Annotated in this window: 15 protein-coding genes, 1 tRNA gene and 2 pseudogenes; 8 read left to right on the forward strand and 10 right to left on the reverse strand. The window is 59.4% G+C overall.

Translation table 11 applies throughout. The annotated features are described in order from the left end of the window. Nucleotides 1-1,044 precede the first annotated feature (1,044 nt). On the forward strand, nucleotides 1,045-2,625 hold the full coding sequence (locus H3T93_RS02670) for an ATP-binding cassette domain-containing protein (protein ID WP_144177012.1): 1,581 nt from the start codon (nucleotides 1,045-1,047) through the stop codon (nucleotides 2,623-2,625). A gap of 248 nt (nucleotides 2,626-2,873) precedes the next feature. Here the strand turns inward: H3T93_RS02670 and H3T93_RS02675 are convergent. Further along, nucleotides 2,874-2,950: transfer RNA gene (locus H3T93_RS02675), tRNA-Pro, on the reverse strand. A 179-nt stretch (nucleotides 2,951-3,129) separates the two neighbouring features. Between H3T93_RS02675 and H3T93_RS02680 the strand changes: the two genes are divergently transcribed. The 7 genes and pseudogenes from H3T93_RS02680 to H3T93_RS02705 all read left to right on the forward strand — a co-directional run bounded on the left by H3T93_RS02680 (nucleotide 3,130) and on the right by H3T93_RS02705 (nucleotide 10,738). Then, complete coding sequence (locus tag H3T93_RS02680) at nucleotides 3,130-4,560, forward strand: UTP--glucose-1-phosphate uridylyltransferase (protein WP_144177010.1); 1,431 nt, start codon at nucleotides 3,130-3,132, stop codon at nucleotides 4,558-4,560. A 143-nt stretch (nucleotides 4,561-4,703) separates the two neighbouring features. Beyond that, a pseudogene (locus tag H3T93_RS09295) lies at nucleotides 4,704-5,487 on the forward strand (helix-turn-helix transcriptional regulator); the annotation flags it as partial. Between the two features lie 74 nt (nucleotides 5,488-5,561). Beyond that, nucleotides 5,562-6,659, forward strand: a pseudogene (locus tag H3T93_RS09300) (helix-turn-helix transcriptional regulator); the annotation flags it as partial. A 21-nt stretch (nucleotides 6,660-6,680) separates the two neighbouring features. Next, complete coding sequence (locus tag H3T93_RS02690; RefSeq protein WP_110425190.1) at nucleotides 6,681-7,004, forward strand: hypothetical protein; 324 nt, start codon at nucleotides 6,681-6,683, stop codon at nucleotides 7,002-7,004. A 13-nt stretch (nucleotides 7,005-7,017) separates the two neighbouring features. Next, nucleotides 7,018-9,582, forward strand: coding sequence for a DEAD/DEAH box helicase (locus tag H3T93_RS02695; protein WP_144177008.1), 2,565 nt, complete (start codon nucleotides 7,018-7,020; stop codon nucleotides 9,580-9,582). A gap of 84 nt (nucleotides 9,583-9,666) precedes the next feature. Further along, nucleotides 9,667-10,014: an RNA polymerase-binding protein RbpA gene (locus H3T93_RS02700; RefSeq protein WP_045935333.1), complete on the forward strand. Its 348-nt coding sequence runs from the start codon at nucleotides 9,667-9,669 to the stop codon at nucleotides 10,012-10,014. Further along, a complete protein-coding gene (locus H3T93_RS02705) occupies nucleotides 10,007-10,738 on the forward strand; it encodes an HAD hydrolase-like protein (protein WP_144177006.1) in 732 nt (243 codons plus the stop codon). Before H3T93_RS02700 ends, H3T93_RS02705 begins: the two co-directional genes overlap by 8 nt. A gap of 261 nt (nucleotides 10,739-10,999) precedes the next feature. Here H3T93_RS02705 and H3T93_RS02710 read toward each other — a convergent pair whose 3' ends face one another. The 9 genes from H3T93_RS02710 to rpe are packed head-to-tail and all read right to left on the reverse strand — an operon-like array spanning nucleotide 11,000 to nucleotide 16,663. Beyond that, a complete protein-coding gene (locus H3T93_RS02710) occupies nucleotides 11,000-11,596 on the reverse strand; it encodes a MerR family transcriptional regulator (protein ID WP_144177004.1) in 597 nt (198 codons plus the stop codon). A 14-nt stretch (nucleotides 11,597-11,610) separates the two neighbouring features. Next, nucleotides 11,611-12,054: an FHA domain-containing protein gene (locus H3T93_RS02715; RefSeq protein ID WP_046322859.1), complete on the reverse strand. Its 444-nt coding sequence runs from the start codon at nucleotides 12,052-12,054 to the stop codon at nucleotides 11,611-11,613. Between the two features lie 6 nt (nucleotides 12,055-12,060). Then, the gene (locus H3T93_RS02720) at nucleotides 12,061-12,894 is read right to left on the reverse strand and encodes a DUF881 domain-containing protein (protein WP_144177002.1); all 834 of its coding nucleotides are present in this window, start codon (nucleotides 12,892-12,894) and stop codon (nucleotides 12,061-12,063) included. Between the two features lie 4 nt (nucleotides 12,895-12,898). Then, complete coding sequence (locus tag H3T93_RS02725) at nucleotides 12,899-13,231, reverse strand: small basic family protein (protein WP_015021764.1); 333 nt, start codon at nucleotides 13,229-13,231, stop codon at nucleotides 12,899-12,901. Nucleotide 13,232: 1 nt separating this feature from the next. Further along, entirely contained in the window at nucleotides 13,233-14,189 is a 957-nt protein-coding gene (locus H3T93_RS02730; RefSeq protein WP_144177000.1) for a DUF881 domain-containing protein, read from the reverse strand. After that, entirely contained in the window at nucleotides 14,182-14,796 is a 615-nt protein-coding gene (locus H3T93_RS02735; RefSeq protein ID WP_186363877.1) for a CDP-alcohol phosphatidyltransferase family protein, read from the reverse strand. The genes H3T93_RS02730 and H3T93_RS02735 overlap by 8 nt, the downstream gene beginning before the upstream one ends. Before the next feature lie 4 nt (nucleotides 14,797-14,800). Further along, nucleotides 14,801-15,652: an ATP phosphoribosyltransferase gene (hisG, locus tag H3T93_RS02740; RefSeq protein WP_110425184.1), complete on the reverse strand. Its 852-nt coding sequence runs from the start codon at nucleotides 15,650-15,652 to the stop codon at nucleotides 14,801-14,803. Nucleotides 15,653-15,702: 50 nt separating this feature from the next. After that, nucleotides 15,703-15,966 (reverse strand): phosphoribosyl-ATP diphosphatase, encoded by a 264-nt coding sequence (locus H3T93_RS02745; RefSeq protein ID WP_110425183.1) that lies wholly within the window; start codon nucleotides 15,964-15,966, stop codon nucleotides 15,703-15,705. A gap of 31 nt (nucleotides 15,967-15,997) precedes the next feature. Beyond that, nucleotides 15,998-16,663 carry a ribulose-phosphate 3-epimerase gene (gene rpe / locus H3T93_RS02750; RefSeq protein WP_110425182.1) on the reverse strand — a complete coding sequence of 222 codons (666 nt, stop codon included), beginning with the start codon at nucleotides 16,661-16,663 and terminating at the stop codon, nucleotides 15,998-16,000. Nucleotides 16,664-16,669 lie beyond the last annotated feature (6 nt).

Below are 16,669 nucleotides of genomic sequence, written 5' to 3' on the forward strand. Positions count from 1 at the left end.
ACGTTTACTGTGCTACCTGACCTAAAAGCAAAAAGGATACCGATAGCCCTTGATACGATAATAGCCTACCAACTCCATACGACCCGCGAGGTCCTGCACGTTGATGTCTGTCAACTCGTTGTCCAAAAGCAGCTGAGCCAAGTCTGCATAATCGCGGTAAAGATGGCTAGGGTAAAAGGGCAGCTTGGTTGCGGTTGCGGATTCCATATGCCTTCCGGGTTAAAAAATAACGCCATAGTATACGTTCCGCCCCGAAAGGCAGTAGAGGCGGTGGCAGCTTCTAACACAACTGACATTTCTTGATGCCGGGGCCGAATGCAAAACTTCAAAACTTGATTGTGGCCCAGAGCTAAGACTGAGCGTAGATGACGCTAAACGAGATGGCATTTTCTGGGCCAAACCAGGACGCTGGGTCTCGTTATGACCTTCTGCCATGCTCCCATAGTGGCCCTAGGTACACTCCTGGTGGTCCCGGTTAGAGCGGGAGGATACCGGCGACATTAGCTCTGACTGTCCACCAGTACGACCCGCTTTCGGATTCGCAAGGACCCAGTGACGAAAATCAAAAACCTGTCGGCTTCTCAGACCAATCCGCCACAGGAACTCGGAAACCAGCATCCGGACGCAACTCAATACAAAGAGGAGACTCTACTTTAGAATTAAGTAAAGAATGCTATTCGGGGGGACTACCCCATATGCCAAGGTGGTCCGAGTGGAAGAGGCCTCGACTTGTGTCTGTGATGAGACAGTTGCCCAGGCAGTCGGCTTAGACCGTCGAAACTGCTGAGTTCTGTTTTCCGATCCACCACCCTACTGAAGCGGCCAAAGGATGAGCTCCCCAGCTATTTGCGGCGACTGTCCCCGCAGGAGAATCCTGAGGCCAAAACTACCGTCACTCAGATTCGCACCACCCACTGCGATCATTCCAGTATGAGGTCAGTGATCCGAAGCCACACGATGAGTAGCTGACCAGCTGCCTGACCAGTCACAGCCGACGATTCCCCTGATGATGAACCAGACCGCATCACCATCAGAAGGAAACCCATGCCGAACCCTAGTATCATCACCGTCACCGACCTCGGCTTCGCCTATCCGAGCAGCCCATCCGCCATCTTTGAGCACCTGTCCGCGACCTTGGATCGGGGCTTGACCGCCCTGCTTGGCGATAACGGCTGCGGTAAAATCACCTTGGCTCTGCTCCTGTGCGGACGCCTATCGCCAACCCAGGGAAGCATCAGCCCGAAACCAAGCAGCCTGGTTTGCGAATACTGCCCCCAGGACATCGCCGAGCAACCGCATAACCTGGACGATTTTGCCAACGACTGGTCACAGCGGACCGTTGCCATCAGGCGGACCCTGGGCATAGCAGACGATTGGGTCTACCGGTATCCGACCCTCTCCGGTGGTGAGGCGAAGCGCCTGCAAGTGGCCTGCTCACTCAGCCGGGAACCTGACCTGCTGGTCCTGGATGAGCCAACCAACCATGTGGATGCAGCGACCAGAACCCGTATCGGTAAGGCCATGGACCGCTTCGCAGGTATCGGTCTATTGATCTCTCACGACCGGGCCCTGATCGACGCCAGCTGCCCTAGGTCGTTGGCCTTCCGCACACGTCACACGCAGGCTGGCAATGTGCTGACGCTGACCCAGTTCAAGGGCAGGCTGGCGCAGATCGAGGAGCAGGAGAAGGCTGAAGACCGTCACGCCCAGGAGGAATTGGATGGCAACCACAGGGAATTGGACAGGCTTATGCGGTACAAGGCTGCCCGCTTCCAGAAACTCCAGCATGTAGATGCCCTGAGACGGCAGGGAGGCCGGATCGACCCACACGACCACGACGCCCGGAACATTCACAAACTGGCCAAACCCGGGGCCTCGGGAGCAGCAGCTGCTCGCGGCTATCGGCAAGCTGACGCGCGCATCGCCGCGACCAGCAGAAAGAACGCCGACCTACAGACTGCCGCTAAACGCTATGACGGGAGTATGAGCCTACAGGCCGAAGCCAGCCGTAAACGTGAATTGGTCTGGGTTGATGGCAGCGACCTACGTGACTGGATGGAAAGACATGGCGTCGAAGACTTCCACCTGTATCTGAGCGGGAATGCAGCTACAGACAGCGGGGATGACAGCCAGCATGGGCCAGCTCTAAAAACCATCAGCATCAGGCCGAAAGACCACATCGGCATCAGTGGTCCGAATGGACGTGGTAAGTCCACCTTGCTCGAGCTGCTTGCCGCCCGTCTGCCCACGGATCTGCCCCGCCTGATCCTGCCCCAGATCATTGGCTCGGCACGAATACACAAGGCCTTGGAGGACGCGGTCGCGCTGCCGGGGACTCAGAGAAGGAAACAGATGTCGGCTTACGCCCAGCTCAACGCTGACCCAGAAGATCTTCTGGCCGGTCACGAACTCTCTGCGGGCGAGGGCCGCAAACTATTGCTGTGCCTGGGATTCTTGGAGCATCCGCAGCTATTGATCCTGGACGAACCGACCAATCATCTAGACCTTCGCTCCCAGGCCGCTCTGGCCGAGGTGCTGGCACCCTACCACGGAGCCCTGGTGGTCGTCTCCCACGATGAAGGCCTCCTGGAAGCTGTAAGCTCAATCCACTGGGAAGTCGAATGATCCCAGGACACCCAGCAGCCTGATATTAGTGTGCGTGTTAGGGGACGCAAGTTAGTGATGTACCTGTCGCCATGCGACCTCCATATGAACATGTTGCCCCAAACATGTCGCCCCAATCCGCCACAGTGCTGTGCAGCTAAAAGAGCGAAGAAACGAGAAGAACCAGTGATATGTCAAATATGTGCCCGGAGCTGAGAACACAGATAATAAAAAAATCCAAGGCCTAAGACCTTGGAATCGTTGCTATTTGGTCGGGCCGGCGGGATTTGAACCCGCGACCCCTTGACCCCCAGTCAAGTGCGCTACCAAACTGCGCTACGGCCCGACAGTGCATCAGCACCGAGTAGAGATACTAGCACAGCGTAACTGGGCCGACAACGGTCCGGCGAGTCCCAGCAAACAAATCCAGGCAGACCAGGTCACATGATCAACTTGCTATCATGTTTCTGGACGGTCGACGCAACCCGCGTCGACCGCAAGTCGTCCCAGCCCGGAAGGGGTTCCATGAGCACAGACGTTTTCGACCTTTCGGCCGCGAAGATGCGAGACAAGGGCATGAGCGAAGTCTCCATCAACCAGTTCAAGCAGCTTTACGAAACTTGGGAACGGGGAGATGCCAAGGCCTGCGTGCGCGAGAAGGATGTTACCCCGCTCAAGGACGTGCCCCGCACCAAAGACATCCACGACACCATGGACATGGACATGGCCCTGGATGCATTCTCCCGCACCGCCTTCATCAAGCTTAATGGAGGACTGGGCACCTCCATGGGCCTGGAGAAGGCCAAATCCCTGCTACCCATCCGTCGCCACAAGGCCCGTCGCATGCGTTTCCTGGACATCATCATGGGCCAGGTGCTGACGGCCCGCAAGCGCCTAGGGGTTCCGCTGCCGCTGATCTTCATGAACTCCTTCCGCACCTCGCGCGACACCATGCGCGCGGTCAAGCAGGACCGCCGCTTTGTTCAGAAAGACGTGCCCGTGGAGATCATTCAGCACATCGAACCTAAGATCGACGCTGACACCGGCCGTCCTGTCGACTTCCCAGCCAACCCCGACCTTGAATGGTGCCCTCCCGGCCATGGCGACATCTTCTCGACCATCTGGGAGACGGGCCTACTGGATACACTCAAGGAGCATGGAATCGACTATCTGTTCATCTCTAACTCCGACAACCTGGGCGCCCGGCCTTCAAGGACCCTGGCCGGTTATTTCGCGCAGTCCGGAGCGCCCTTCATGATCGAGGTGGCCAAGCGCACCGATGCTGATCGGAAGGGCGGCCATATCGTTATCGATAAGGCCAGCGGACGCCTTATCCTGCGGGAGATGTCCCAGGTGGACCCGCACGACCGCAGCTCAGCCATGTCCATTCGCAAGCATCCCTACTTCAATACCAACAGCATCTGGGTCAGGGTCGATGCCCTGCGCGACAAGCTGACCGAATACAACGGCGTGCTGCCGCTGCCCATCATCGAGAATCGGAAGACCGTGGACCCCACCGATCCATCCACCCGCCCCGTGGTGCAACTGGAGACCGCCATGGGCTCTGCCGCCACGCTCTTCGAAGGAGCCATCTGCGTACAGGTGGACCGTATGCGCTTTCTGCCGGTCAAGACCACCGACGACCTGTTCATCATGCGCTCTGACCGCTTCCATCTGACCGACTCCTATGAGATGGAGGATGGCAACTACGATTTCCCAAACGTTCAGCTGGATGAGCGCTACTACAAGTACATCGCCGACTTTGACGAGCGCTTCCCCTATGGGGTTCCCAGCCTGGCGGCCGCCAACTCGGTCACGATCGAGGGGGACTGGACCTTCGGCAGGGATGTGACCCTGTATTCGGATGCCCATCTGAGTGATCAGGGGCGCTCCTCATACGTGCCCAATGGTCAGTATGTGGGACCCCAGGGGATCGAACCGGACGAGTGGGTCTAGGGCCAGTCTCAGCAGGGTTCAGCCTGTCAAGAAAAGGTACCGTATTTGGGTATTTGGCTCCCACGGTCCTGAAAATCAATCTATGATAGATAAGCGTGCGTTAGGCGCACTGATACACAAATTTTAACGATACGCGAGGACTGATGGCAGAAGGCACGAACGGAAGACGGCGTTTCTCGGATAAATGGGGCAAGCACGAACTTGATGTCCTAGCCGTCTTATCGTCAGCTTTCCCACAATGGCTTACATCTCGGCAAATAGCCCAACGGGTCAAGGCCTATGCCGACTCCTATGGCGAGCTGGCTGACCAGGCCGCCAAGGCAGCCTTCGCCAAGCAGTTCCAGCGTGACCGCGCCAAGTTGGCGGCCATGGGCATAGCCATAGAATCCCGTCAGCCCGAGTATTCTTCCAAGTCAGAGGGGCAGGATTTCGCCTCCTACCGTCTGCAGCTGGGGGATGAGCCCCGCATCCGTATGCACTTCAATCAGGAGGACATGCCGGTGCTGGCCGCGGCCAACTACCTAGCGCGATCCATAGCCATGTCCCAGGAGGCCAGCGAGGAGCCGACCCGACCGGTCTCGCGCACCACGCCCCGGGTACCGCAGGTGCCCATCCCCGGCCTGGGCCTGGACTCCATAGCCCCTGGATTGGGCACCCAGCGCATTCCCGACGATCTGGTCAAGGTCATCGATTCCCGCCGCTTCGCCGCCACTGTGGACGTGGACGGGGAGAACCTCAACGTGGCCTATGCCGACTCCGATGACCTGGCCATGTTCGTCCTGGAGCACCCCGATGCCTCCATCGTCAGCCCTCAGGAGGCCGCAGATGCCTTCCGGCGCCGTCTGGATGCAGCCGCCCGCTTCAAGCTGGCCGACGAGTCTTTGAGCCCTGGCGCGGCAACGGTCATCTCTCCGGAGATTGCCCGGACCAGCGTCGAGCATTTCGCCACTGACCTAAGCGACGACGACACCGACCTTCGCCACGCCCGTCGGGTCAGTGCATCCTCCTTCCAGACCGGATCCGAGGTGGACCGCCGCCTGAGGCTCATGCTCTTCCTGTCCGCCCACCTGGGCGAGGAGTTCTCCCTGGCCGAGCTGGCCGATCGCTTCATCGGCCACCCCAACAGCAAGGAAGAGCTACGCAAATATGTCAACACCATTCACAAGGACATCAACACCCTGACTACGGTTTCGGACGACGGGGAGATGGCAGGCAGCCAGTTCTTCGATATCGACTGGTCCCTGCTGGACGACAGTGGCATCGTCTCGGCCACCAACTCGCTGGGGCTGGAACGACTGGCCGGCATTTCACCCCAGTACCTGAGCATGCTGACCGCCTCTCTCAACTACCTGGCCCATTCGCCCCTGCTGCCCGAACAGTCCCGCACCCAGGCCGAGTCGCTCTACCAGCGCCTGCGCACGCATGTAGGGCCGGGGGAGACACCCTGGCTCTCCCTGACCGGTTATGAGACTGAGCCCAAGAGCTTCTCGGTAGTCCGACGCGCCATCAAGACCGAGTCCTTGCTGGACATGGAGTACACGGACGCCGCCGGCCGCACCCGCCGCAAGGTGGTGGCACCTGCCAAGATCTTCGTGGATGAGGGCGTCTACTATGTCGCCGCCTGGACCGATATAGGCGATGCAGCAGAGGGCACTGAGGCTGCGGATGCTCCCTCGGATTCCAGCCGCCACCTCAAGCAGGGCACTGGACGCAACAGGCAGTGGCAGGTTCTGCGAATCGCCAGAATCGAGCACGCAACCATCGTCAAGCCCAGCCATAAGGTGGAGTTCCCGGATGTGCCGGTCAGCGAGCTGCGCAAGTGGTCCTTCGACAACGGCACGGCTGCGGTCTTCATCACCGACCGGCCGGATCTGCCCTACATCAAGTCCCTGCCGGGCGCCTCGGTCGAGCCATGCGGATCCGGGCAGAAGGTCCACCTGACCGTCTCCTCGGACTCATGGTTCGTGGCCTTCTGCATCGCCCACGCCAAGCACATCACCGCAGTGGCGCCCAAGACCCTGCGCACCATGATTCTGGCCCGTGCCCAGCGCGAGATCACCATCAGCGACGCTCACGACAAGGAGCAGGACCGGCACTAGTCCCGGTCGGAGAGGAGTGCCATGCCTGGATGGATCTGGATCTTTCTGGTGATCTTCATGCTGGCCATGCTGATTGGCGGAGCCGTCTACGCCATCCGCCACGCCATGACAGCCGGCCGATCCATAGGGCGGGTCTCAGACGATCTGAACCGACACATGCCCCAGCCCCCAGTTGCAGGACAGTCCCAGGCAACAGATAGGGCTGAAGGTCCGGCTTTCGCCCTGCCCTTGTCGCACTCAACCGAACGCTACAGCCAGGCCCACGCCCAGGTTCTGCAGCGCAAGGAGCAGCGCAGGAGGAATCATGCCCGCGTCTGGCGGCGGTGGAAGCAGTTCAATAAGTAGTTCTTGGAGGAATATGTCAGGTCATCGTCACCACGGACAGGATTCATCAACATCCGAACCGGGGCCGGCGGAACGTTACGCTCGTTTCAGTCGTCATCGCAAACGCATGACCGGAGCGCCCGCACGTTTTCAGTCCAAGTTGCCCTTCCCTCTGGATGACTTCCAGCTGGAGGCCATCACGGCTCTGGAGGATGGCGACAACGTTCTGGTGGCCGCTCCGACCGGCGCCGGCAAGACCATCGTGGCCGACTTCGCAGTATTCTTAGCTCAGGAGCAGAACGTCAAGACCTTCTATACCACCCCAATCAAGGCGCTGAGCAACCAGAAATATCATGATCTGGTCGACCGTTACGGCGAGGACCGGGTGGGGCTGCTGACCGGCGACACCTCCATCAACTCCGAGGCGGACATCGTGGTCATGACCACCGAGGTCCTGCGCAACATGCTCTACGAGCAGTCCTCCACCCTGACGGCCCTGAAGTACGTGATCCTGGATGAGGTCCACTATCTGGCCGACCGCTTCCGGGGGCCAGTCTGGGAGGAGGTCATCATCCATCTTCCGGCCTCCATCCGCATTGTGGGGCTGTCGGCCACCGTGTCCAACGTGGAGGAATTCTCCGACTGGATCTCCTCAGTGCGCGGACGCACCCATCTGGTGGTCTCCGAGCGCAGACCCGTGCCGCTGGAGCAGCACGTCCTGGTCCAGGCCGACAGGCACTCCGAGCCCGAGATCCTGGACCTGTATCGGCACGACGGTTCAGGACGGCAGACGCCAAAGATCAACCCGCGTCTGGTCTCCCGGCTGGCCCAGCTGGACAAGGCAGGACAAGAACGTGCCCAGACCCGTGATCAAGGACACCATCACCACCATGGCCGCGGCGGCAGGCCAGAGCGACGGATGGGGGAGCGGTATCGTCCAAGCCGGGCAGACGTGGTCGATGAGCTGGACTTCATGGACATGTTGCCCGGCATCTACTTCATTTTCTCCCGTACCGGCTGCGACCAGGCCGTCCAGCAGTGCATCCGGGCAGGCCTGCAGCTGACTACTGATGAGGAGGCGCGCCGAATACGGCACATCGTGGACTCCATGGCAGCCGGCCAGCTCAGCAAGGAGGATCTCAAGGCGCTGGGATTCTCCCAGTTCCGTTTCGCTCTGGAGCAGGGCTTCGCCGCCCATCACGCTGGCGTGGTCACCCTCTTCCGGCAGATAGTCGAACATCTGTTCGAACTGGGACTACTTAAGGTGGTCTTCGCCACCGAGACCCTGGCTCTGGGCATCAACATGCCTGCCCGCTGCGTCGTGGTCGAAAAGCTGGAGAAGTTTGACGGCACCGGCCATGTAGCCCTGACGCCCGGCGAATTCACCCAGCTGACAGGTCGAGCCGGCCGGCGCGGCATCGACGACATCGGCCATGTAGTAGTGGTCGACCACCGGGACTTCAGCCCCAAGACCATGGTGGCCCTGTCCAGCCGGAGAGTCTATCCGCTGCACTCCAGCTTCCGACCCACCTTCAACATGGCCGTCAACCTGCTCAACTCCTCCAGCTACACGCGTGCCCGGGATACCCTGGACCATTCCTTTGCTCAGTGGGAAGCCAACCGATCAGCCTCAGAGCTGGAGGAGCGCATCGAGACTCTGACCAGCGGCCTGGAGGACTACCTTAAGGCCGCCCAATGCAGCCGCGGCGATCTGATCGAGTTCATGCGCATCCGTGCAGCCCTCTCTTCGGCCCAGAAGAACGATCGCCGCCGTTTGAAGCGTCAAAGGTTCACCAGCGAGAAAGCTCGCGACCAGGCATTCCGTGACCTTGACCGGCACATCGACCAGCTGCGCGAGCAGGAGCGCAACCATCCCTGCCGCCAGTGCCCGGATCTGCCCAAGCACCTTCGCTGGGGGAACCGGTGGATTCGCATGGACAAGGAGCTGCAGAGGACTCGAGAACAGTACGAGTCCAAAACAGGATCAGTCTCGCGCCAGTTCGACAGAATCTGCCAGATTCTGGCTGACCTGCACTACACCCGTCCCGTCGACCCTGATGACTGCCGATTGACACGCAAAGGGCAGCTGCTTCGGCGCATCTACAGTGAGCAGGATCTGAGCCTTGCCGAGATCCTGGATCGGGGCATCCTCAACGATCTGGAGCCCGCAGAACTGGCGGCCGCCGTTTCCGGACTGGTCTACGAATCCCGACGTGGGGTAGGGGAGCAGCCGGGGGAGAGGGCCGGGTACAGAGCTCCCAGGCTGGTCGAGGCCATGGAGGATATGAAACGTCAGTGGTCCCAGGTGCAGGAACGTTGCGATCAGGCCGGGTTGGAACTGCCCCCGGAACTTGATTTTGACTTAGGGCCGACCATCTACGACTGGGCCTGCGGCGACTCTCTGACCACCATCCTGCGTGACAGTGATCTGACGGCGGGGGACTTCGTGCGCAACGCCAAGCGCCTGTCCGATGTGCTCACCCAGATCGTCCAAGTGGAACCCTACCTGGGCAGGGGAGGGCATCACCTGGCCAGGGCAGCCAGCATCGCCGCCGACCAGGTCAATCGCGGCATTGTGGCATATACAGGCGTGGAGTGAACACGGCCGCAGACAGGGAATAAGTTTCAGGTCAACACTGTTCTGTAGCTTGGAGGCAGTGACGGACACGAGTAAGGAGGAATCATGGCAGAGCGTAGTCTTCGCGGTATGAGTATTGGGGCGAAGTCCCTGGAATCTGATCAGAATGTGGACTTCGCGGCACGCAGCGAGGTCGCCTACATCTGCCCCAAGGGCCATCGGACTATCCTGCCCTTGGCCGAGGGCGCTGAGGTGCCGCAGGAGTGGGAGTGCCGCTGTGGGCAGATCGCTCACCTTGAGGGGCACGACGAGCAGGAGTCCGGCAAGACCGGCAAGCCGACCAGGACCCACTGGGACATGCTGTTGGAGCGTCGATCCGAGGACGAGCTCAAGGCTGTGCTTGACAAGCGTCTGAAAATGCATCGCGAAGGATGGTTCCCTGACTATGAGTAAATCACCGCGCCGTCTGGTTCTTCTGGACCTCGACGGCACCCTGACCGCTTCACATCCAGGCATTATCGCTTCCGTAGTGCAAACTTTTAAGGATCTTGGTTATCCCGTGCCCAATGATAGCGAGCTTCGCAGATTCATCGGTCCGGCCGTGAAAGTATCGTTGCGCCGCAACGGCGTCAGGGAGGAAGACCTCGACAGGGGCGTACAGATATACCGGCGCTATTACAGCGAGATGGCATCATTCGAGGATCCGGAGCATCCTGGGCAACACATCCCTGGACGCCTGCTTGCCACCGTTTTCGACGGCATCCCAGAGCAGCTGAATCGTATGCACGAGCGTGGTCTGACGTTGGCCGTGGCCACCTGCAAGCCTGAGTATCAGGCCCTGCCCGTCTGTGACCACTTCGGATTGAGGCCACTGGTAGATGGAGTCTATGGCGCCAGTAAGGACTCCACAAGGGTAACCAAGGATCAGGTCATCACTTATGCGCTGGAGCAGCTTGGTTTCGATGCCGAACACGGCGATCGGGCCCTTATGGTCGGCGATCGCTGGACTGATGCCGATGGTGCGCAGGAAACCGGTCTGGACTGCCTGGGATGCGGCTGGGGCTATGCCGAGCCCGGAGAACTTGAGTCTCACGGGTGCTACCGTGTCATCGCCCAAGTCGACCAGTTGTTCCAGGCCGCCGAGGATTACTTCGACAAAGACCAGACTCAGCACTGAGTCGACCAGAACTGTATCCTGCCTTTTAGGGACCGCCTAGGGCCACCCGAGATTACCAGGGTGGCCCTTTGCTATCTGTGAGTGATGCTAGTGAAACGTCACCAAATTTGACCACAATAGATCGACCATGAATCGCTTGAAAATGGCAAAAATCGTAATCATGATCTAGTAAGCCGATAATGTACGTTATGTCAAATTGCTTATTATTTTTCTCCCCCATTTAGGCCGCCACATGGCCTTCGCACAATGTTGTCCTCGTGATCATGCAGCCCGTTGACGCTGCTCGTGCTGGTGCTCCAAACGCTGGCGCAGACGCATAGCCGTGAGCTCGTCGATGGGCCGCTCAGGCAAGCCTGGTGTCAGCTGTCCGGTAGTCAAATCCACATGGTCGCAGGTCTGCAGTTCCAGATCCATCCGATGCCAGATAGCACCCACAGAGATAGCAAAGACGGCACGCCCGGACTGCATCAAAGCGAAGACCTGATCCGGGCCTGAACACTCGGTAACCTCGTCCCCGTCGCAAACCACAGTCACATGCTCAAGCTGACCGACTGTCCGATGCTCAAGATAAGCCACGGTGCTCGTTGCATTGACCAGGTTGACGCCGGCATCCAGAAGTCGCTTGAGGACAGCCAGGATGACCACATCTTTAAAAGAATATAACCTGCGGGAGCCTGATCCATGTGAGGCCTTGATTGAGGGCTCTACAATCCGTTTGCGGGCCCAGTAATCCAGCTGCCGATAGGTGATGCCGGCCACCTTGGCCGCGACAGTTCCCCGGTAGCCTCGGGTCGTGCCCTCGGCCTGCTCAGCCGAGAAGAGTTCCCCCTGCACCAGCTTCGGCACCTCTTCGGCCATGCCATGCCCCCCTATCAGCTCTTGGCGATGACTGCCCGATTGTCAAAGTAGACCAGCCTGAACTTGCCGATCATGATCTCGTCGCCGTTGTGCAGGTCGGCCTGGTCCACGCGTTCACGGTTGACGTAGGTGCCGTTGAGGCTGCCCGTGTCCTCGACCCTGAAGCCTTGGTCAGTCCGTACAAATATGGCGTGCGCCCTGGAGACTGTCGAGTCGTCCAACAGAATATCCGCTTTGGGATCACGGCCCACGCTGACCTGGTCCTCATCGAGCAGATAACGCGATCCCGACACCGCTCCCCTGGTAGAAATCAGCAGGGCTGTACCCTCAGGCAATCGGGCCATAGTCTCCAGGTCGTCCTTGGTCAGTGGACGGTCACCGTTGGAGGTGACTGGAATGTTCAGGGCCGGCATGCCAATGATGGTCGTCTCGCCCGCAGTGGGAATAGGTTCTGTCATAACTGTCTATTCTACAGGCTTTGCATACTGATAGTCCTGCACGCGTCGAACCTGGTCGATTCTGACACTATCGGACTGCTCCACGGACACGGATGCGTGGAATTGGACCTTGATCCGCGAACCCACTCCCCCGGCGATCTGAATGGCGTTCTGCAGGCTGTCCGGGTCCCCGATGGCCTTGACGACATAGGGGCTTTGCAGCTTGGAGTGGTCGCACTGCAGGCCGGTGCGCGTATCCAGCAGATAGGTGTTGGTGACCACCCGGACATCGTTGAAGGATATGACCTCAGCCCCTGCATTGCGTAGCTCCTCGATCAGGTTGAACATAGTCGAGGCATCCACACGGTCGCTGTCCTCGGTGACAGTCACCACCACTCCCCTGCCCTGTGCTGGCAACCGTCCGGACAGGATGCCGCTGCTCTGCTCGTTCTGCTGGGCGATACGGGCGGCTTCCTTTTGCTTGTCGGCAGCGGACTTAATAGAGGTCAGCTGCTGGTTGAGTTGGCTCTTGCGCTCCTCCAGCTTATCGACCTGGTTGCTGGTTTCGTCCAACACCCGCACCAGCTCTTCCTCCGACAGGCTTTGGTAAGAGGACTGGTTGTTGCGCACTTGGACGGCGTACCCGAAGCCCAGCAAGGCGCACATAAGGGCCACCAAGACGCTGGTGACCAGCCTGACCCTGGTGGCGTTGGAATTGAGTGTGCGCAGAGGCCGCCGACGTACCACCGGGAAAGCACCGGTCTGCGTATCGTCGGATGGAGCTCTGACCCGCCCAGGCCGCCTGGGCGGAATGCTCTTGGGCATCTGTTCATCGCGCTTCTTCCTGAGGGTGTGTCTCATATACTCACCCCTTGAAAATGAACCGTCGAATAGCGGAGACGTTAGAGAAGATGCGGATGCCCAAGACCACGATGACAGCTGTGGACAGCTGGGAGCCCACGCCCAGCTGATTGCCCAGGAAGACCAGCAGAGTGGCGGTGATCACGTTGGAGATGAAGGAAACCACGAAGACCCGGTCCGAGAAGCTGCGCTCGAAGTAGGAACGGACCGCGCCCATGAGTGCATCCAGGGCCGCTACCACCATAATGGGCAGATAGGGCTGCAGGACGATGGGAATGTCTGGCTTGAGGAAGATGCCCGCCACCACACCTAGGATCAGGCCTAGAATTGCCGACATGTCAATTACTCCTTCCGGCATAGGACAGATTGGGCAGACCGACTGCATTCAGGTTCAGGCGCCGCTGCTTGTTCACATTGACGGTGATGTTCGCATTCTTCAGGTCATGCAGGCGGCTCTGCAGATCGCTGCGAGACATCAGATCAGACAGTGCACCCTGGTCGCCTATGGCCTCAATCTTGTAGGGTGCCTCGATGGAGGCGGTCCCCACCAGGATGGTCTGACCGGCCGTGCGCACTGATGTCTGTGTCCCTATTCTATTGCCGTTGATGGCAATGGCCTCGGCTCCCGCGGACCAGAGCTTGGTCAGGAACCACTGCAGATCCTGGTCGGTGACCAATTTGATCTGATCCGCATTGTCTCGGACATCCTTGGAGGCAATAGGGTTAGCCAGGGTGATAACGATGCCTTGGCCCTGCACCTTGCTGGTACCGTTGGTCAGATCGTCGGCGGTCTGGGTGCCGTTCTGCCCCTGGCCGCCAACTTGACCCGAAAGCGTGTCGATCTTTCCGTTGAGGTCTGAAATCTGGCTGTTGAGGTCATTGGCACGTTTGCTGACCACCTCCACTTGGGAGATCAGCTTTTCACGTACCTTCTGACGCGGGTCCCGGTGCAGCACCTGCACTATGCCCGTGCCAGCCAAACCAACCAGCACACAGATGACAAAGACCAGGATCCTGTTGACCCAGACGCTCAGCGGTGATCTGCGTTCAGCAGGCAGCAGGCGGGCATCCTCGAACATAGGATCCATGGGACGGTTGGTCAGATCGTCTATCAGCCTCAAGGACTCATCGGCCATGCGCCGACGAATGGACTCCTGTGAGGGCTCAGAGCTTTCTTCATCAACATAGTGGCGTTCCAGACCAGAAGTGGAACGCGAAAAAGCCGCCCGGCGGTGAATCAGGGCACGGTCGGGCGGCACGGGGAAGGATTCAGGCATCCTCTGCGGTTCAGTCATGTTGGCGGTCCTGACGAATCAGTCCGATGCCTTGACGTGCGTATATCAGCCCTGCCAGCCAATAGAGGCCCACCCCCCAAATGACGGCTGCCAGGGCCACCAGATGAAAGAAGCGGAAGAAGGGTGAAGTACCAACATCCGCAAAGATCAGGGCCGGTATGGCCAGCATGAGTACGGCTGTGCCAGTCTTGCCCGCGAAGTGAACAGGCAGAGGACCATAGTTGTGCTGAGCCAGCACCAGAACCAGCAGACCCATGAGCACGTCCCGGGCCCCGACCAGGGCCAGAAGCCACCAGGGCAGGATCGAGGCAATACTCAGGGCAAGGACGGAGCAGAGAATGAGTAGACGATCGGCAACCGGATCCAGGATCTGCCCCAGCTTGCTGACCTGGTTGAACCTGCGGGCGATGATTCCGTCCACCCCATCTGACAGGGCCGAAATCAGCATGACCACCAGAGAGATGATCAGATGCCGATTGGCCACCAGGTAGGCAATAAGGGGTATGGATAGGATACGGAGCAGGCTGATGACATTCGGTACAGTGAGAATCACAGACCGCGGCTCAGGGCTGTACCTGCTGCGTGAAATTCGATCAATCAGTGCCATCCGACTACATTCTAGAAGCTTGAAGGGCTGTTACAAGGATGGCACGCGCACCAATCTCATAGAGGCGGTCCATTAGGCTGTTCACCTGGTCCCTGGGGACCATGGCCCTGACTGCCGCCCACTGCTTGTCATGCAGGGAAGAGACTGTCGGCGACTCGTACCCGGGCGTGATGCCTACAGCCATGGCTACACGCTCGACCGGGATGTCGTAATCCATCAGTACATAGCGACGGGCTGTCAGCACACCCTCCAGCCTACGGGACATGACCGCCAGCCGCTCATCATCCGGATCCAGGCGGGGCGACCTGATGAGAATCCCCTCCGATTTCAGAATGGGATCGCCGAAGACCCGAAGCCCGGCGTTGCGCAGGGTGGTGCCGGTGGAGACCACATCGGCGATCAGGTCGGCTACTCCCAGCTGGACCGACGACTCCACTGCCCCGTCCAAGTGGATCAGTTCAGCCTTGAGTCCTTTGCTGGTCAGGTAGTCCTCAAGAAGCCGGTCGAAAGTGGTGCCGATCCGCTTGCCGTCCACGTCCTGCAGGGTGTTGATGGAGCTGGCCTCCGGAGCGGCGAACCTGAAGTTGGAAGCGCCGAATCCCAACTGGGTGACCTCGACGGCCCCTGTACCCGAGTTCAGCAGAAGATCACGACCGGTGATGCCCAGATCAATGGTTCCTAGGCCGACATAGACCGCTATGTCGTTGGGCCTTAAGTAAAAGAGCTGGATGTCGTTGTCGGCATCATCGACTACCAGCTGCCGGTCGTTGGAACGCAGACGGTAGCCGGACTCTGACAGCAGCCTCCATGCGGGCTGGGACAACATGCCTTTATTGGGCACCGCGACCTTCAACACGGCAACCTCCTAATTGCGGAAGCGAATCTACAGTGGGACGGGATTGGGGGTCACAGGTACTTGTAGACATCCTCCAGGGTGATGCCCCGATCAATCATCATGACCTGAATGTGATACAGCAGCTGGCTCATCTCCTCGGCTGTCCGCTCCTTGCCCTCATACTCAGCGGCAATCCAGGTCTCCCCGGCCTCTTCATTAATCTTCTTGCCGATGAAATGCGTGCCCTTGTCCAGCTCGTCCACTGTCGAGGACCCTTCTGGGCGCTCCTTGGCCTTGGTCGTGAGCTCCTCAAACAACCCATCGAAGGTTTTCATCTGGCTATCTCCATTCTTCCTGCAAAACCTGTCAGTCCTTGTAGCTTACCTGCGCGGCCTGCCTGATCTGTTCAATGGCCTTGGCCGGGTCGTCTGCGCCGTAGACCGCGGAGCCTGCCACCAGGACATCGGCTCCAGCCTCTGCCACGATGGAAGCCGTGGTGGGGCTTACCCCGCCATCCACCTGGATGTGGGTCTTAAGACCGCGAGCTGTGATCTGGTCACGCAGGCGGCGGGTCTTAGGCATCTGATTGTTCAGGAACTTCTGGCCGCCGAAGCCTGGCTCCACGGTCATGACTAGAATCATGTCAAACTCATCGAGAATATCGAAGATCGGTTCCACAGGTTCGGCGGGGCGCACGGCCAGGCAGGCCTTGACCCCCATGTCGTGCAGCTGGCGGGCCAGACGAACCGGGGCATGGACGGCTCCGGTATGGAAGGTGACAGAGGCAACACCCAGCTTCGCGAATTCAGGGGCCCAGCGGTCGGGGTCCTCGATCATCAGATGTACGTCCACTGGCAGGTCGGTCACTTGGCAGATGCGCTCCACCACGGGCTCGCCAAGCGTCAGGTTGGGAACGAAATGATGATCCATCACATCCACGTGGACCATATCGGCATTGGCAATAGCCTTGAGATCCCGCTCCAGGTTGGCGAAATCGGCGGAAAGAATGCTGGGTGCTATCTGAATGCTCATGGAGAT

It is taken from the genome of Bifidobacterium sp. M0404, assembly GCF_016101415.1.
Taxonomy (GTDB): domain Bacteria; phylum Actinomycetota; class Actinomycetes; order Actinomycetales; family Bifidobacteriaceae; genus Bombiscardovia; species Bombiscardovia polysaccharolytica.

Excerpts from the sequence above, each read along its gene's own strand:
- H3T93_RS02670 (WP_144177012.1), top strand. The coding sequence starts at position 1,045 with ATGCCGAACCCTAGTATCATCACCGTCACCGACCTCGGCTTCGCCTAT.
- H3T93_RS02680 (WP_144177010.1), top strand. The coding sequence starts at position 3,130 with ATGAGCACAGACGTTTTCGACCTTTCGGCCGCGAAGATGCGAGACAAG.
- H3T93_RS02690 (WP_110425190.1), top strand. The coding sequence starts at position 6,681 with ATGCCTGGATGGATCTGGATCTTTCTGGTGATCTTCATGCTGGCCATG.
- H3T93_RS02695 (WP_144177008.1), top strand. The coding sequence starts at position 7,018 with ATGTCAGGTCATCGTCACCACGGACAGGATTCATCAACATCCGAACCG.
- H3T93_RS02700 (WP_045935333.1), top strand. The coding sequence starts at position 9,667 with ATGGCAGAGCGTAGTCTTCGCGGTATGAGTATTGGGGCGAAGTCCCTG.
- H3T93_RS02705 (WP_144177006.1), top strand. The coding sequence starts at position 10,007 with ATGAGTAAATCACCGCGCCGTCTGGTTCTTCTGGACCTCGACGGCACC.
- H3T93_RS02710 (WP_144177004.1), bottom strand. The coding sequence starts at position 11,596 with ATGGCCGAAGAGGTGCCGAAGCTGGTGCAGGGGGAACTCTTCTCGGCT.
- H3T93_RS02715 (WP_046322859.1), bottom strand. The coding sequence starts at position 12,054 with ATGACAGAACCTATTCCCACTGCGGGCGAGACGACCATCATTGGCATG.
- H3T93_RS02720 (WP_144177002.1), bottom strand. The coding sequence starts at position 12,894 with ATGAGACACACCCTCAGGAAGAAGCGCGATGAACAGATGCCCAAGAGC.
- H3T93_RS02725 (WP_015021764.1), bottom strand. The coding sequence starts at position 13,231 with ATGTCGGCAATTCTAGGCCTGATCCTAGGTGTGGTGGCGGGCATCTTC.
- H3T93_RS02730 (WP_144177000.1), bottom strand. The coding sequence starts at position 14,189 with ATGACTGAACCGCAGAGGATGCCTGAATCCTTCCCCGTGCCGCCCGAC.
- H3T93_RS02735 (WP_186363877.1), bottom strand. The coding sequence starts at position 14,796 with ATGGCACTGATTGATCGAATTTCACGCAGCAGGTACAGCCCTGAGCCG.
- H3T93_RS02745 (WP_110425183.1), bottom strand. The coding sequence starts at position 15,966 with ATGAAAACCTTCGATGGGTTGTTTGAGGAGCTCACGACCAAGGCCAAG.
- rpe (WP_110425182.1), bottom strand. The coding sequence starts at position 16,663 with ATGAGCATTCAGATAGCACCCAGCATTCTTTCCGCCGATTTCGCCAAC.